General features: G+C 46.6%; 16 protein-coding genes. 12 read left to right on the forward strand and 4 right to left on the reverse strand.

Translation table 11 applies throughout. The annotated features are described in order from the left end of the window. Positions 1–23 precede the first annotated feature (23 nt). Positions 24–1,640: a sensor histidine kinase gene (locus LEPBO_RS0122575; RefSeq protein ID WP_017289858.1), complete on the forward strand. Its 1,617-nt coding sequence runs from the start codon at positions 24–26 to the stop codon at positions 1,638–1,640. A gap of 335 nt (positions 1,641–1,975) precedes the next feature. On the opposite strand, the gene ribE is transcribed toward LEPBO_RS0122575, so the two are convergent. Continuing rightward, positions 1,976–2,638 (reverse strand): riboflavin synthase, encoded by a 663-nt coding sequence (ribE, locus tag LEPBO_RS0122580; protein ID WP_017289859.1) that lies wholly within the window; start codon positions 2,636–2,638, stop codon positions 1,976–1,978. Positions 2,639–3,021: 383 nt separating this feature from the next. Between ribE and LEPBO_RS0122585 the strand changes: the two genes are divergently transcribed. From LEPBO_RS0122585 to LEPBO_RS37970, 5 genes are all read left to right on the forward strand, one after another. After that, positions 3,022–3,528, forward strand: coding sequence for a bifunctional nuclease family protein (locus LEPBO_RS0122585; protein ID WP_017289860.1), 507 nt, complete (start codon positions 3,022–3,024; stop codon positions 3,526–3,528). Between the two features lie 3 nt (positions 3,529–3,531). Then, the gene (locus LEPBO_RS0122590) at positions 3,532–4,629 is read left to right on the forward strand and encodes an aldo/keto reductase (protein WP_026148843.1); all 1,098 of its coding nucleotides are present in this window, start codon (positions 3,532–3,534) and stop codon (positions 4,627–4,629) included. A gap of 120 nt (positions 4,630–4,749) precedes the next feature. Continuing rightward, complete coding sequence (locus LEPBO_RS37965) at positions 4,750–5,112, forward strand: HPP family protein (protein ID WP_081614763.1); 363 nt, start codon at positions 4,750–4,752, stop codon at positions 5,110–5,112. Between the two features lie 14 nt (positions 5,113–5,126). Beyond that, positions 5,127–5,872, forward strand: a protein-coding gene (locus LEPBO_RS45630) for an IS1 family transposase (RefSeq protein ID WP_455565126.1) whose coding sequence is annotated in 2 segments (ribosomal slippage) — positions 5,127–5,382 and positions 5,382–5,872 — 747 coding nt in all. Because the reading frame shifts where the segments join, the coding sequence is not laid out codon by codon here. A gap of 35 nt (positions 5,873–5,907) precedes the next feature. Next, the gene (locus LEPBO_RS37970) at positions 5,908–6,153 is read left to right on the forward strand and encodes an HPP family protein (RefSeq protein ID WP_017289863.1); all 246 of its coding nucleotides are present in this window, start codon (positions 5,908–5,910) and stop codon (positions 6,151–6,153) included. A 70-nt stretch (positions 6,154–6,223) separates the two neighbouring features. Here LEPBO_RS37970 and LEPBO_RS0122615 read toward each other — a convergent pair whose 3' ends face one another. Both LEPBO_RS0122615 and LEPBO_RS0122620 read right to left on the reverse strand, forming a co-directional pair. Then, positions 6,224–7,549: a hypothetical protein gene (locus LEPBO_RS0122615; protein WP_017289864.1), complete on the reverse strand. Its 1,326-nt coding sequence runs from the start codon at positions 7,547–7,549 to the stop codon at positions 6,224–6,226. Between the two features lie 70 nt (positions 7,550–7,619). Then, positions 7,620–8,003: a DUF1824 family protein gene (locus LEPBO_RS0122620; protein ID WP_017289865.1), complete on the reverse strand. Its 384-nt coding sequence runs from the start codon at positions 8,001–8,003 to the stop codon at positions 7,620–7,622. Positions 8,004–8,181: 178 nt separating this feature from the next. Between LEPBO_RS0122620 and LEPBO_RS0122625 the strand changes: the two genes are divergently transcribed. From LEPBO_RS0122625 to LEPBO_RS0122635, 3 genes are all read left to right on the forward strand, one after another. Then, positions 8,182–8,505 carry a hypothetical protein gene (locus tag LEPBO_RS0122625; protein WP_017289866.1) on the forward strand — a complete coding sequence of 108 codons (324 nt, stop codon included), beginning with the start codon at positions 8,182–8,184 and terminating at the stop codon, positions 8,503–8,505. A gap of 3 nt (positions 8,506–8,508) precedes the next feature. Next, positions 8,509–8,931 carry a type II toxin-antitoxin system VapC family toxin gene (locus LEPBO_RS0122630; protein WP_017289867.1) on the forward strand — a complete coding sequence of 141 codons (423 nt, stop codon included), beginning with the start codon at positions 8,509–8,511 and terminating at the stop codon, positions 8,929–8,931. 163 nt (positions 8,932–9,094) lie between these two features. Next, on the forward strand, positions 9,095–11,371 hold the full coding sequence (locus tag LEPBO_RS0122635; RefSeq protein WP_017289868.1) for an ATP-dependent helicase: 2,277 nt from the start codon (positions 9,095–9,097) through the stop codon (positions 11,369–11,371). 237 nt (positions 11,372–11,608) lie between these two features. On the opposite strand, the gene LEPBO_RS0122640 is transcribed toward LEPBO_RS0122635, so the two are convergent. Further along, positions 11,609–12,259: a Uma2 family endonuclease gene (locus tag LEPBO_RS0122640; RefSeq protein WP_017289869.1), complete on the reverse strand. Its 651-nt coding sequence runs from the start codon at positions 12,257–12,259 to the stop codon at positions 11,609–11,611. A gap of 21 nt (positions 12,260–12,280) precedes the next feature. Here LEPBO_RS0122640 and LEPBO_RS0122645 point away from each other — a divergent pair, with 21 nt between their 5' ends. From LEPBO_RS0122645 to LEPBO_RS0122655, 3 genes are all read left to right on the forward strand, one after another. Next, the gene (locus LEPBO_RS0122645) at positions 12,281–12,958 is read left to right on the forward strand and encodes a TIGR02117 family protein (protein WP_017289870.1); all 678 of its coding nucleotides are present in this window, start codon (positions 12,281–12,283) and stop codon (positions 12,956–12,958) included. Between the two features lie 68 nt (positions 12,959–13,026). Continuing rightward, positions 13,027–14,379, forward strand: coding sequence for an acetyl-CoA carboxylase biotin carboxylase subunit (gene accC, locus LEPBO_RS0122650; RefSeq protein WP_017289871.1), 1,353 nt, complete (start codon positions 13,027–13,029; stop codon positions 14,377–14,379). Positions 14,380–14,408: 29 nt separating this feature from the next. Beyond that, on the forward strand, positions 14,409–15,008 hold the full coding sequence (locus LEPBO_RS0122655; protein WP_017289872.1) for a transglutaminase-like domain-containing protein: 600 nt from the start codon (positions 14,409–14,411) through the stop codon (positions 15,006–15,008). Positions 15,009–15,032 lie beyond the last annotated feature (24 nt).

The following is a 15,032-nucleotide window of genomic DNA, read 5'->3' on the forward strand; positions in this document are numbered from 1 at the left end:
CCCGCTGTTTTAGGATCGTGCCCATGTCGTTGAACAAACCCGTTAACATTCTTCTTGTCGATGACCAACCTGAAAACTTGCTGGCATTGGAAGCGGTCTTAGGCAAGCTCGGGGAGAATCTGATACAGGCATCCTCTGGAGAAGAAGCGCTGCGATGTCTGCTGAATCAAGATTTTGCGGTGATTCTGCTCGATGTCCAGATGCCCGGGATCGATGGGTTTGAAACGGCAAGTTTGATTCGATCGAGAGCGAGATCGCAGCATACGCCAATTATCTTTCTGACGGCTTTTGATTCGAGTGATCACGGGATTTTTCGAGGCTATTCACTCGGTGCAGTGGACTATTTGATCAAGCCGATTAATTCCGACATTTTGGTTTCTAAAGTTGCAGTATTCGTCGATTTATTTAAGAAAACGGCAGCGGTTAAGCTACAAGCAGCGCAGCTTAAGGCAGTCAATGCTGAATTGCGGCGGAGTGAAGAACAGTTTCGCTCTCTATCAGCATCCTCGCCATCTGGAATTTTTGTGATTGATCCGACGGGACAATGTACCTATACCAATCCCCGCTACGACGCGATTTGTGGCAGGTTGGCTGAGAATTGGTGTGAGTGTGTTCACTTAGAGGATCGCGATCGCGCGATTTCTCAGTGGCAGGTCTATCTCGAACAGGGCGGAGAATTTTCCGAAGAATTTCGCCTACACACTCAAGATACGCGCGCGTTGTGGGTACAAGTGCGATCGTGTCCGATGTTTTCCCAAACTGGTGAACCTCAAGGGTATGTTGGCACAATCGAGGACATTACAGAGCGCAAAGAAGCGGAAGCCACCCGTGCTCAAGTCATGCGCGAACAGCTCGCGCGCCAAGAAGCAGAAGTCGCCAATCGCATGAAAGATGAGTTTTTGGCGGTGCTTTCTCATGAGTTGAGAACGCCGCTCAATTCGATGTTGGGCTGGGTACGGTTACTGCGATCGAAACAGTACGACCAGAAAATGATCGATCGCGCCTTAGAAACGATCGAACGCAATGCGGAAACTCAGGCGCAGTTAGTTGAAGATATTTTAGACGTGTCGAAGATTATTCGCGGCAAGCTGCGGCTGAATTATCGGGCGGTGCATCCGATTGCTGTGATTCAAGCTGCGATCGATGCCGTCCGTCCTCAAATCGAGGCAAAATCGATTTTACTCGAAACAGAGTTTGAACCCGATTTACCGAGCCTTTGGGGAGATTCGACCCGATTGCAGCAGATTATCTGGAATTTGCTCACAAATGCGGTGAAATTTACGCCATCCGAGGGACAAATTACCATTCGTCTCACGTTGGATGATGCGAACATGGCGAAAATTGCTGTGATGGATACGGGCATGGGGATTGAGTCAGAATTTTTGCCGCATGTGTTCGATCGCTTTCGCCAAGCAGACAGTACTACGACTCGATCGCATAATGGGCTAGGCTTAGGGCTCGCGATCGTGCGACATTTGGTCGAAATGCATGGAGGAACGATCGCAGCGGATAGTCCAGGAGCAGGATTAGGAGCGACGTTCACGGTGCGATTGCCGCTCTTGAATTCGAGCGAGTTGCAGGATAAATTGCCAGGGGACTCTCTGATGTCAGTAGACACTGCTCAGAAAGTGATCTGGTAAGCTGAGCCGTTAATTTCACTTTGCTAGTCAACGGCATTCATTTTGCGAAGTGGGGAGATGGGGAGCCGCAACTAAGTCGGGAAAATGAATTGGAAGATTGTCGCTCTCGTTTGCGTCCCGCCCTAAACTGGAAGTCCGGGCTAACTGTGCGAAGTGGGTTGAAACCCACTGAAGAAAGTGTTTTCATGGGCTGTCAGTCCCAGAGCGGATTTCGCACAGCTAGTCCCGAATTCATGCCGGAGGGGTGAGCAACGAAGCGAAAGAATGTGCCGAACTGATGTTGAATGACGCCCATCTCCCTATCAGGATGAATTGCGGTGAACGACTACCTTAATCTAAACGTAGCCATGCTCCGCCAAAAAATCCATCGAAACGCGATCGGGCACTTCTGCTCCCGGTTTCTCACCCCGCAAAAACCGCTCTACATATTTTCCTAAAATATCGCCTTCTAAATTCACCCAATCCCCAGGCTTCAGTTCACACAAATTCGTTGCAGCATAAGTGTGAGGAATGACTGCAACGGTAAACCAGGAACCATCCGGCGCACAATTTGCCACAGTCAAACTAATGCCATTGACGGAAATACTCCCTTTCGGCAAAATGTAGCGAGCAACTTGATCACTCTCCGTATTGAAGCGCATCTCCCAAGACGTCGCAGACTCAGCCGCAGAATGAAACGTTCCTACCCCATCCACATGCCCTGTGACAAAATGCCCGCCTAATTTACTGCCGACCCGCAGCGAAGTTTCCAAATTCACCGATTTTGCACTATCTGCCGCGCGTCCGAGAGTTGTACGATTCACCGTTTCCGGAGAAACATCTGCGACAAACCCATCATCGAGAATCTCCGTAACGGTCAAACAAACTCCATCCACTGCGACACTATCGCCGAGTTCTAAACCCTGCAAAATCACCGACATTGCAGACCCCGAAATTTTTACCTGTTCGGGATTGAGAACTGCTAAATGACCAACCGTTTGTACAAGTCCTGTAAACACAAAATTAAGTCCTTATTGACAATAAGATCCCGATCGTCCCCAATCTAATTCGCTGATGTAACGGGAGATTCAGAATTTTTTTGAATCCTATCTAGACATTCAAAGTCAGACGAATTACAGTCTAAAATCACAATAGAGAGTTTAGAGTGGTTTAGCGCTACTTTAATCTTTTCCTCAAGAAAATGATGAAATTTGGAAGTCCTCTTTTATTTTGTCAAATTCTGAAAGGGATGAATTAGGATCTGATCTAAGAACGCACCCGAATGCGATTTCTCGAACGCAATCCTGCTCCCGGAGCGCGATCGATTACGTCTCTTGAACGAAGTTCGTTTTAGACACTTCTCTATCCATTTCGTGATCTCTGGAGATCTAGAGGCTACACCATGATTGAAATGAAGGTTGCAGGCATTGCACTAGAAGCATCCACTCGAAGTCCGATCATTTTGTTAAAAGATGCAACCGATCGACGAGCGCTGCCAATCTATATTGGTCAAGACCAAGCAAAAGCAATTATTAGCGTTCTTGAAGGTCAGACCCATCCTCGTCCTCTGACTCACGACTTAATGGTCAATTTCTTAGAAGCCTGGGAAATAGAGGTCGAGAAAGTCATTATTCACTCATTGCAAGATAATACATTCTACGCGATTTTAGTGACGAAGCAGGGCGAAACCCGGCGCGAGATTGATTCTCGCCCCAGTGATGCGATCGCAATCGCTCTGAGAACGAATAGCCCAATTTGGGTGATGGAAGAAGTCGTGGCAGATGCCTCGATTCCAGTCGATCGAGACGCAGACGAAGCAGAACGTCGCGCCTTTAGAGAATTTATCTCGAATCTCAGCCCGGATGAATTGATCCAACGAGGACGGTTTAGTAGTGGAGAAGCGCAGTAGCTCGTGGACGATCGGCGATTCGGTAAAACTGGGCTTGCGTATTCGGTATTTTCGTTAGGAACAATGCGCTGTCTCTCTTCTGCGTCGGTGATGGAAGCAACCGTGCAAAAAGCGATCGAGCTTGGCATTAACCATATTGAAACTGCACGAGGCTATGGGAAAAGTGAAGAGTTTTTGGGAGCCGCATTGCAAGGTGCGCGCTCCCGCGTTTTTTTGACCACAAAGTTACCACCGAGTTTGGATGCTGATCAAACCGATCGCTGGATTGATGAGTCTTTAGAACGGCTGCAAGTTGATTTTGTCGATAGTTTAGCCATTCATGGGCTGAATACTTGGGAGCATTTGGAATGGGTGAAGGCAGACAATGGCTGCATGAAAGCCGTTCGAGATGCGATCGCTGACGGCAGAGTACGGCATGTCGGATTCTCGACGCATGGCAGTTTAGATGTGATTTTGGCAGCGATCGCGACGGATTTCTTTGAGTTTGTGAATTTGCATTACTCGTTCTTTTTTCAACGAAATGCACCTGCGATCGAGCTTGCTGCTCAAAAAGATTTAGGGATTTTTATCATTTCGCCTGCTGACAAAGCGGGCATGTTACACACACCGCCGCAGAAGTTGACTCAGTTGTGTGCGCCGATGTCACCGCTAGAGATGAACTATCGATTTTTGTTGAGCGATCGACGAATTACGACGTTAAGTGTGGGTGCTGCAAATCCGAATGAATTGAATTTAGACTATCGAACTGGAGCATTGAGTGCAGAAGAACAGCAAGTCTTTGAACGATTGCGCGAAATTCGCGCGCCGGAACAGTGCAGCCAGTGTTATGAATGTTTGCCTTGTCCAGAGGGCATCAATATTCCGGAAGTGCTGCGACTGAGAAATTTAGCAACGGCTTATGACATGCAGCAGTTTGGAGAGTACCGCTATCGGATGTTTGAGAATGCGGGGCATTGGTTTCCAGGGAATAAAGGCAATCGCTGTACAGATTGCGGAGACTGTCTGCCCAAATGCCCAGAGAAGTTAGAGATTCCGAGATTGTTGAGAGAGACACACGATCGCTTAAATGGAAAAGCTGGACGGCGATTGTGGCAGGAATAAGTAAATCTGTATAAACTCCATAGGAATTTTCTGTATCAGAAACTACTTTTACAATCTTTCTGATGAAATTATTACGGTAATCTGACAGTAGTTCAGACACCTCGTTCAGAAAACCTTCCTATGAAATCCTTACTTGTAAAGAATATTAGTCAGGCAAGACGACGAGTGCGATCGCAAAATTTCAGGACGATGGGAAGCTCAATCTATCAGCCTGAATTTTCTTACTCTCAAATCTTCTTATCTTGGATGGGGAGCTTCTTAGGAATTGCAACACTCGCTTATTTATCTGTACATACTCAATATCCTTTAATTGCGGCTCCGTTTGGTGCAACCGCTGTGCTTGCATTTGCTGTTCCGGATAGCCCGCTTGCCCAGCCCCGCAACCTGATTGGTGGTAATCTCATCGGCGCGATCGTCTGCATTACTTTGGTGGGTAGTGTTCTAGATATGTGGATATATGGCAGAATGAAAACGATGTGTTAGAGGGCTGAGTCGAGATGGTCCTAGAACCTGTTCAATGTCCCGATTGCCAGAGTGTGGATGTCGTTAAGCATGGTCGCAGTGCTGCTGGAAAACAACGGTATTGTTGCCGTAACTTAGAGTGTTCGAGACGATCATTTATCTTGAACTTTAGCTATCGAGGACGACTGCCTGAAGTCAAAGCGCAAATCAGCGACATGGCAATCAACGGCAGTGGTATTCGTGATACCGCCAGAGTGTTGAAGATTAGCCCAACGACTGTGATTGAAACGCTGAAAAAAAGTCAAGTCAACTTGAACAAGTAAACATAAGTCTGCTCGAACAGCACCAACCGGATAACACTGCAGTCATGGTCGTCAGAGTCGAGGCGGCGGAGATGGACGAGATGTGGAGTTTTGTCGAGTCAAAGCAGCATCAACGATGGTTGTGGCACGCGATTGACCATCAAACTGGAAAAGTCCTTGCCTATGTGCTAGCCACCCATGAAGACTCAGCTCTTAAGCAACTTCAGCAACTGTTAGCTCCTTTTTCGATTCAACGGTTTTACACCGATAGTTGGGGAGCTTACTTGCGATTGCTAGATGAGCAGCACCATACGGTTGGCAAAGCCAACACACAGCGCATTGAGCGGAAACATCTAACTTTGAGAACTCGGATCAAGCGGCTTGCCAGAAAGACGATCTGTTTTTCCAAGACTGAGAAGATGCATGATACTGTGATTGGATTATTCATCAATCGTCATGAGTTCGGGCGAGCAGTATAACGTTATGCCCACACATCTAGAACACTACCACTTTGGTGTATGCCTTCGGCACAGCGCCTTGGGTGATGGCACTTGCCGTTGCAACTGCAATTAAACTGATGCAGTTAACAAAAACGCTGCATCCTCCGGGAGGTGCTGTGGCGCTAGTTGGTGTGATGAGCGAGGCTTCATGGGATTTTTTGTTGACTCCCGTACTGACAGGCTCGATTGTCATTTTGCTCTGTACGATCGCATTCAATAATCTAGTTCCCGGAAGACCCTATCCTAAACACTGGCTTTGACCTTAGCTTTGTTGGGGCTTGAGAACTTTGGCTTTTCAAGTACAGTCGGAGTTCTCACCCCAAGCAATCCTCAACGCTGAAATCCTTTCGCTTTCTTCGCTGCTTTCTCCTTCGATTTTGTTTTACTAACCTCAGCTAGTGCTTCTTGAAATAGATTGTGCAAGTGAATCGGAACACTCGCTATATCAGGCAACGTTGGTTCTAAAGGTTTACGATGCATCTGAAGTAAGGGATCTAAATCTCGCTCCAAGTTAAACGGCAGTCCCGTGTAGTCCTGCAATACTTTCTCTAACTGAGTCGGATACTGTTCAGCAAATCGATGCCACACAAACGCATTGATTTCAGCATCATTGAGATATTTCTGAACCAAGGCTTCCGCCCCTTTCACACTTTTCCAATCTTCTGCTTTTAGTAGCGCCTCAAATTGTGTGTAAGTGGTGAGCAATATCTGCCCCCATCGTGGATGAGCTAGAACTGTTACTTCTTCAGCTTTTTTCAAATCAGGTGGCAGTTCGACGTGCGGGGCTGCCATCTTAGCAGCCGTTTTGTTTTGTAGCATTTTGGCAGCCGATTCTGCATCTAATCCCATTGCTTCTGCCATTTCAGCAAGTTCTTCATCACTCACGCCTGCTTCTTGCGCAAGTTCTGTGATGGACTTGTCTTTATCGAGTCCAACTTCATCGAGTCGTCGCTGTGTGAGAAACTCTTGAAACTCAGAAATTTTCTTGCTCAGATGGTAGCCCGACAAGGTTATCTGTTCACTTCCAAAAAAGTCGAGAAAGTCCTGGTGATAGCGTTCTACTGACTTCCAAGCTTCTTCTAGTAACTCAGGTGCATCGCCGTAAAGATCAGATTTATAGTTTTGGCGAAAATTTCCGATCGCGACTGCTAGCTTTGGCTTTCCGAGCTTTCCTAGCTGAGTAAACGGACTAAAAAACGTCCAGTACTCTTCCACAGGTGCAATGCGTGTTGTGAGCATTTCTCCGAGTTTGAGCCGCGACATTGCATTTTGCGTGTCTTCATCATTCGGCTTCACGATATATAGCTTAGTCGTGAGCCAATTCATTAATTTGAAACCATCCGGTAAGATTTCTTGAATTGCAAACAATCCTGAAAAGTTATGTTTCCAGTTCAAAACGAGTTGTCGATCGCTCGCTGACAATTCTGGCTCGCTTTCAACAAACAATTCCAAGGGTGATTTCGTGCCAATCTGCCCATGACTCAGAAAGATATCGACAACCGTTTCTCGGTGTTTGCTATCTCGTGCTTGAGATTGCTCTAAGCGATCGGCGACGAACTTTTCAAATGCAGTCGCTAACTCTCCTTCTGCGTCGTAAACAAAATCGGTCAGCGCTTGTTTGAGTTCTTTCGATCGCGCCAAAATTGCATCCACCATAAATTACCTCGATCGTCTTTGAACAGATTATCGTCTCGCTTGTAAATCCCGAAGCATCTTGCGATAGATCTTAAGCAAACAAATCGAGCGGCAAATGTCCGAATGTTTCGTTCACTCCGTCATCATAAGCAGACTGGCAAGAAATTAAAACGCCACGATGTTTGCCTACATAGGGTTCAATGTGCGATCGCCGTAAATTTGGATTGAACTTGATATAAACCTCACCTGCAATCTCTTGGATCTCTGGCATGTCGTAGCCGATTGCATTCACATACTGTGAAAGGGCTTGGAGTCCCTCTTGCGTGTTTCCTGCACAGACTCCAAAAATCTGATAGTCCGAAAGTTCTACAACTTGTGAAACCGCTTCTCGTAAGACAGAGTAATCGGTTGTTACAGTCTTCGGATCATTACAAATAAATTGCCGCAAAATAGTCTCAGCTTCCGATCGCGTCATAATTTTTATTTTAGTTCTACTCTCTTAGAATACCGTCTCTACGATTCAGCTAAATGCAGTTCGACTGATTCAGAATCGACTATCCCGCAACCAGAAATCGTACAGTTTTCAGGTTGAATTTTCGTGTCGTGCGATCGCGTTAAACTGAAATCATTCTGACGGGAAGTGCGATCGCAAAATGGATGTTACCTTATTGATCAAATCACTAGAATCGGGGCAGTATGAAGCCTCTGTACTTGAATTGCCTGCTTATCGAGTCGAAGCCGCATCGCGAGAATTAGCGATCGAAGCACTAAAAACGGCATTGCTTGATCACGTTAAGGATGCAGAAGCATTTACCTGGCAGCTTCCGATTTATAATTCTGACGAAAATCCAGCTTGGCTAAACTTTGCAGGCATCTTTAAGGACAATGCCGACTTTGCTGAGATTGTAGAAGAAATTCAGGCGGCGAGAGAGAGTTGGGGGGATGAAGAAATGGATGAATCGGAATATTCACGCTGAGTTATGTTTATTCTCGATACGGATCATGTTTCTTTGTGGTTGCGAGATCATCCCCTGGTGAAGGTAAAGGTTGCAGAATCAGCGCACAACGTTTCCTTGACAATTATTACAGTGCAAGAACTATTCAATGGCTGGGTTGGGCGGCTCAACACCACGACTGATGCAGCACTGATGATCGAGCGATACGAAAATCTTTGGCAAACCGTTGACTTTGTTCGTCAATTCCCAGTTTTGAAGTTTGATGCAGCAGCAGATGCTTGCTACGTTAAAGTCCTACGTGAAAATGCACCCCTACGCAAGAAGCGTCTGCGTCAGGATTTGAGAATTGCTGCGATCGCGCTTTCCCAAGATGCCACAGTCGTCACACGTAATCAGCGAGATTTCGGTCAAGTACCAGGATTAAGGATTGTTGATTGGTCACTTTAATGTGCAACTCTCACCGTATTTGTAAAACAGCGCATACATTCTGGTGCAAAGAAGTTATCCGAAAATATAATCTAAACTTCCGATCGCGTCATAGATTTCGTTTTAGCTCTGCAATCAACCGGAATACCGTTTAAATTAGTAGTACAAACTATCTAACTTCAAGATGACAACCGAACCTGTAGTTTCAACGGTCTTAGAAATGCGCGAGAAGTTACTGCAAGAATTACGCAGTACACTTCGTCCTGGGCAACGAGAGATTGCAGATTGGAGCGAAGGTCGGTTGGCAGTTTCCGCCGTGCCAGGAGCCGGAAAATCGACCGGAATGGCAGTTGCAGCAGCAATGACGATCGCAAAATATCAACTGCATAGTCGGCGGCAGTTAGTCGTTGTCACCTTTACGCGATCCGCCGCTGCAAATATTAAATCTAAAATTCGAGCGCATCTGAAAACGCTCAGTTTGCCCCAAGGCGGTTTCGTCGTACATACCTTACATGGATTAGCGTGGTCGATCGCTCGAAGTGCTCCTGAGCGATCGAACTTGAATCCAGACGCAGTGCTGATTACTCCAACACAAGGCAGTCGCCTGATCCGAACCAGTGTTGAGCAATGGATTGGTATGAATCCAACCTTGTATCAACGCTTGTTAGAGGGGCAGCAATTCGATGGAGAAGAGACAGAACGCTTGAGACGGCAATCTGTCTTGAGAACTGAAGTTCTGCCTGCATTAGCTGAAACCGTAATTCGAGAAGCTAAGAGTTCGGGATTGGCACCTGAGGATTTGAGAAATCAAGTGACCTCGGATGAGTATGACATTTTGGCGATCGCAGCAGGACTGTATGAGCAATATCAACTGCAATTACAGCAAAGAAATTTTATTGATTATGATGAAATGATTCTCGGCGCGTTGAGAGTCTTAGAGCATCCGAGTGTGCGATCGCGTTGGCAATCTCAAGTTTTTGCAGTGTTTGAAGATGAAGCTCAAGATTCTAGCCCGCTTCAGACTCAGTTACTAGAACTATTGGCGACTGATGCAGATTCCGATCAGCAGAATTTGATTCGAGTGGGTGATCCGAATCAAGCCATTAACTCAACCTTTACGCCTGCTGATCCGGTTTTCTTTCGAGAATTCTGTCAGGCTTGTTCTTTAGAAAATCGACTTGCGGAAATGAATCAAGCAGGTCGCAGCAGTCGCATTATTCTTGAAGCGGCTAACTATGTTTTGAAATGGGTAAATCGAACTTATGCCAAAGAAGAAACTGCACCATTTCGATCGCAGATGATTCACCCTGTTGCTGCGAATGACCCACAAGCAGATGCCAATCCCAATCCTGAAGGATTAGGCTTTGAGATTCACACGCCAGAAGATGTGCATCAAACTGTGGAATGGATTGGTAAGAGAGCGATCGCACTATTCAACCAGTTTCCACACCGCACTGCTGCTGTGTTAGTGAGAACGAACGACCAAGGGCGATTTGTGGCGAGAGAACTCACACGCTGGTTTGATGAAAAGCTTGCCATCTTTGAGGTGGGAATGCGCGATCGTCAGTCGCATATTCCGGCTGAAATGCTCTCACTTTTGCAATTTCTCGATCGACCGCATTCACCGGATAATCTCAAAGCAGCCTTATCAGTGTTTGTGCATCGTCGCATCATTCCCGCCCAAGATCTCAATGCGCTGATTGCTTTTCCTGAACAGTTTCTATATCCGGCTCCGCTTGATCCACCGCAATCTCCGCAAGTACAACAAGCTAGTCGGTTCTGTACTAGCTTGCTCCGAGCTAGATTAGAGCTACCGCTGTATCAACTCATTTCGTTTTTAGCTTATACGCTGAACTATGAGCAAACCGAATTAGCAACCGCAGATAAGCTTGCAGAACGCATCATGCAGCAAACGCGGGAGAATTCGCTGACTGCTATTTTAGAAGTACTCGCAGAGATTGTGACTTCGGAGCGATTTGAGCCAGTCGAAGCAGAAGATGACGATCGCTATGTTCGTGCCAGTCAGATTACTATCATCACAATGCACAAAGCAAAGGGGCTAGATTGGGACTATGTCTTTATGCCTTTTTTGCATGAGAATATGATTCCTGGATCGCTCTACATTCCTCCAGCAGCAAGGTTCTTGGGAGAGTATACTTTGCCGGAAGTTGCACGAGCACAAATTAGAGCGATCGTGCATCAAGAACCGATTCCTGATAATGATCAAGCTTGGGAACGTGCCGGATATCTGAAAACGGCTGAAGAGTTTCGACTGTTGTATGTTGCGATGACGCGAGCAAAACGATTGTTGTGGCTTTCCGCAGCAAAACAGGCTCCGTTTAGTTGGAGCAAGCCAGAAAATTTAGACGATCGCGCACTTTGCCCAGTCATTCCAGCTTTAAAACAGCAATTTCCGCTTTCAGTCATTGGAGAAGCGGAAGAGGACGATGTAGAGTTTTAGAGGATGTTTTACAAAGTAATCGTTGAGACACACTCACCCGCCCCGGAATGAATTCGGGGCTAGTTGAACAAAGTCCACTGAAGGGACTAACAGCCAACCAGAATGGGGTCTTCAGTCCCTTTAGTGGACTTCGCACCGTTAGCCCTGGGATTTCATTCCGGGGCGAGCTAGAACGGAGCAAGGAAACAGTTAATACTTTTAAAACACCCTCTTAGACACACAACTGCACTTCTAGCTTCAAAGTTGCTTTTTTGCCCAGTCGCGTAGCACAGTTAAAGCCTGAGCTAGCCCGATCGTATCGCTCTGCTCTAAAAACTCTAAAATTCGCTTTCCAGGTAACGTCGGAAATAATCGACTATTCGCCGTCTCCACATAGCGATCGCCTTGAAGCTGAAAAATCTGCAAATTCCCTTTCAGCACATCATCCCCAACTGTAGTCAGATAAAACCACAGTTCCGGCACACCCATCGAGGCATACATCGAAAAGCGATCGAGTTTGCCGATATTAATCGCAATTTCAACGGCCAAATCAGGAGGAGCCACACGACTCATATCCATTTCTGCTCGCTTCGTCAAGCGCACCTCGCTCAGCGAATAAGCGCCTTCCGGTTGAATCGCGCGACCCACCTCCGGAAGTGTCAGCAACACCGATCCAAGGGACTGAATTTTTAGATAGAGTTCATCTGCAATCACCAAAATCAGTGACTCGATCAAGCGATTACAGCGATCGTGTTCTTCAAGCGGGGTCATCATTTCCAGCTTGCCGCGATCGTAGGTCATCCGGGCGGTGCGCTCTGTCCCCAACTCCCCAAGCAATTCTTCAAATGCTTGCCAACTCACCCCCGATAGCGTCACTCTTTTTTCAGTGGGAGTCGGTTTTCTGCCCATAATCTCTACTCATAAGTTCACATGAAGTATCGTACTGCGTTTATTCGCCTCGCTCAGAGCGCAATATGTGGAGTTTTGTTACTAAGCAGTGCCTTGACGATCGGCTTTTTCACTCCCCGTCGCTGGAACACTGCACAATCTTGCAGCGATCACCCGTATCAAATCTATGTTGAGGGTGATGCGATGCATGTGAATTTAATAATGCCAGTTGACAACGGCGTTTATGATTGGCAAAAATTTCTGAACCTGGAACAAATTGGCAGTGATATACATGAAGATTACCGATATTTGAAAATGGGATGGGGCGATCGCATTTGGTACACAGAAGTCCCAGACTGGCAAAGCATGAACGTTTTCGATATTGCCAGAGTCTTATTTAAACCGGGAAATGCCTCTGTCATGTATGTGCAAGGCTATGCGGAGCGACCGCAAGAACTTCGATGTGTCGGAGTCGATCGAGAACAGTATCTTGCGTTTGTCAATTTCGTGCAGAACTCCTTCGATCGCGATGCTCAAGGTAAGTTAATCCATCTTAAAGATGGAGCCGCCACCACCGATGGCTTTTATGCGGCAACTGGACAGTATTCTGCATTACGAACTTGTAACAGTTGGTCAGCCGAAGCTTTAGACGCGGCAGGAATTAATACGCCGCTCTGGTCAGCCCTTGCGCCTGCGGTGATGCGGCAACTCCCGAACTAATCGACAAAAATCTACGCAATGCACCCCTATTCGCTTTATCCTACTGTTTACGGATCTAGGCTACTGAAATGCGTTTCTCAAAAATTTTAATTGCAAACCGGGGAGAAATTGCCCTACGAATCATTCGCACCTGTGAAGAGATGGGAATCTCGACGGTGGCGGTGCACTCGACCATCGATCGTAATTCTCTTCACGTTCAGTTAGCCGATGAAGCGGTCTGTATTGGCGAACCTGCCAGTAGCAAGAGCTATCTCAACATTCCCAATATTATTGCCGCAGCTCTGACGCGCAACGCCACAGCGATTCACCCTGGCTATGGATTCTTAGCCGAGAATGCTCGCTTCGCAGAAATTTGTGCGGATCACCAAATCGCGTTTATTGGGCCTTCTCCCGATTCGATTCGAGCGATGGGGGACAAATCGACTGCGAAAAAAACGATGCAGCAAGTCGGAGTGCCAACAGTTCCTGGCAGTAAGGGCTTAGTGCATAGCGAAGAAGAAGCGAGAGAGATTGCAAGATCGATCGGCTATCCGGTCATCATTAAGGCGACAGCAGGCGGCGGCGGTCGTGGTATGCGGCTGGTTCCCGACGATGATCAACTTGAAAAGCTCTTTCATGCAGCCCAAGGAGAAGCAGAAGCAGCTTTTGGCAATCCAGGGGTATATGTTGAAAAATTTGTTCAAAATCCGCGACATATTGAGTTTCAGATTTTGGCAGATAGTTATGGAAATGTGGTGCATTTGGGTGAGCGTGAATGCTCGATTCAGCGTCGTCACCAAAAACTGTTAGAAGAAGCTCCCAGTTCTGCAATTACGCCTGAGTTGCGTCAAAAAATGGGAATAGCAGCGGTTGCAGCCGCCAAGTCGATTAATTACGTCGGTGCAGGAACCGTTGAGTTTTTGCTCGATCGTTCGGGTGAGTTCTATTTCATGGAGATGAATACTCGCATTCAGGTTGAGCATCCTGTGACTGAGATGATTACAGGAACCGACTTAATTGCAGAGCAAATTCGGATCGCCCAAGGGGAAGAACTTCGCTTTACTCAAGACGATATTGAACTGCGTGGACATGCGATCGAGTGTCGAATTAATGCAGAAGATCCCGATCACAATTTCCGACCTAGCCCTGGACGCATTAGTGGATATCTTCCACCGAGTGGGCCAGGCGTGCGGATGGATTCTCACGTTTATACCGACTATGAGATTCCGCCGTATTACGATTCTTTGATTGGCAAATTGATTGTTTGGGGACACGATCGTCCGTCTGCCATTCTGCGGATGAAGCGGGCGCTGCGAGAATGTGCAGTCACAGGTTTACCAACGACAATCAACTTCCATCAACGAATTCTGGAAACCCCTGAGTTTCAGAAAGGCGATATTTACACAAATTTCGTCGATAAGGTAATGATGTCGGGAAAATAGGAACTCCTAGACAAATTACTTTGCTTGAGATGGAAGAGTTTTTGAAAGTTAGTGAAATGATTGATTGGCAGCATCCCGACGTCTTGGAATGTGCCAATCAGATCGCATTAAAATGTGAGACTCCGATCGCAATTGCAAAAGCGTGTTTTGAGTGGGTACGAGATGAAATTCGTCACAGTTATGATTACCAACTGAATCCTGTGACTTGTCGGGCATCAGATGTGCTTCAACATAAAACAGGGTATTGCTTTGCGAAAAGCCATTTGCTTGCAGCACTATTACGGGCAAACCAGATTCCAACAGGTTTCTGTTATCAGCGCTTGAGTATTGATGATCAGGGTGCGCCGTACAGCTTACACGGATTCAATGCAATCTATTTGCCTGAAATTGGTTGGTATCGGGTTGATGCAAGAGGGAACAAGGCAGGAGTTAACGCTCAATTTACTCCTCCTCAAGAGCAGTTAGCGTTCACAATTCAATTTCCTGAAGAGGCTGATTTTCCAGCAATTCTTTCAGATCCTCTTCCACTGATTGTAGATTCGTTGCATTCACAGAAAACGTGGGACGATATGCTTTGCAATCTGCCAGATATTTCATTGGAGTCTGCGAAGAGTTACGGACTGGTATAAAGACGGCATTCCATGCCAAGTGTA

Source organism: Leptolyngbya boryana PCC 6306, from assembly GCF_000353285.1.
In the GTDB taxonomy this organism is placed as follows: domain Bacteria; phylum Cyanobacteriota; class Cyanobacteriia; order Leptolyngbyales; family Leptolyngbyaceae; genus Leptolyngbya; species Leptolyngbya boryana.

Bases quoted from the DNA above. Each gene is read 5' to 3' on its own strand.
- accC (WP_017289871.1), top strand. From the start codon at position 13,027: ATGCGTTTCTCAAAAATTTTAATTGCAAACCGGGGAGAAATTGCCCTA.
- LEPBO_RS0122630 (WP_017289867.1), top strand. From the start codon at position 8,509: ATGTTTATTCTCGATACGGATCATGTTTCTTTGTGGTTGCGAGATCAT.
- LEPBO_RS0122645 (WP_017289870.1), top strand. From the start codon at position 12,281: ATGAAGTATCGTACTGCGTTTATTCGCCTCGCTCAGAGCGCAATATGT.
- LEPBO_RS0122620 (WP_017289865.1), bottom strand. From the start codon at position 8,003: ATGACGCGATCGGAAGCTGAGACTATTTTGCGGCAATTTATTTGTAAT.
- LEPBO_RS37965 (WP_081614763.1), top strand. From the start codon at position 4,750: ATGAAATCCTTACTTGTAAAGAATATTAGTCAGGCAAGACGACGAGTG.
- LEPBO_RS0122575 (WP_017289858.1), top strand. From the start codon at position 24: ATGTCGTTGAACAAACCCGTTAACATTCTTCTTGTCGATGACCAACCT.
- LEPBO_RS0122625 (WP_017289866.1), top strand. From the start codon at position 8,182: ATGGATGTTACCTTATTGATCAAATCACTAGAATCGGGGCAGTATGAA.
- LEPBO_RS0122615 (WP_017289864.1), bottom strand. From the start codon at position 7,549: ATGGTGGATGCAATTTTGGCGCGATCGAAAGAACTCAAACAAGCGCTG.
- LEPBO_RS0122585 (WP_017289860.1), top strand. From the start codon at position 3,022: ATGATTGAAATGAAGGTTGCAGGCATTGCACTAGAAGCATCCACTCGA.
- LEPBO_RS0122655 (WP_017289872.1), top strand. From the start codon at position 14,409: ATGGAAGAGTTTTTGAAAGTTAGTGAAATGATTGATTGGCAGCATCCC.
- LEPBO_RS0122640 (WP_017289869.1), bottom strand. From the start codon at position 12,259: ATGGGCAGAAAACCGACTCCCACTGAAAAAAGAGTGACGCTATCGGGG.
- LEPBO_RS0122635 (WP_017289868.1), top strand. From the start codon at position 9,095: ATGACAACCGAACCTGTAGTTTCAACGGTCTTAGAAATGCGCGAGAAG.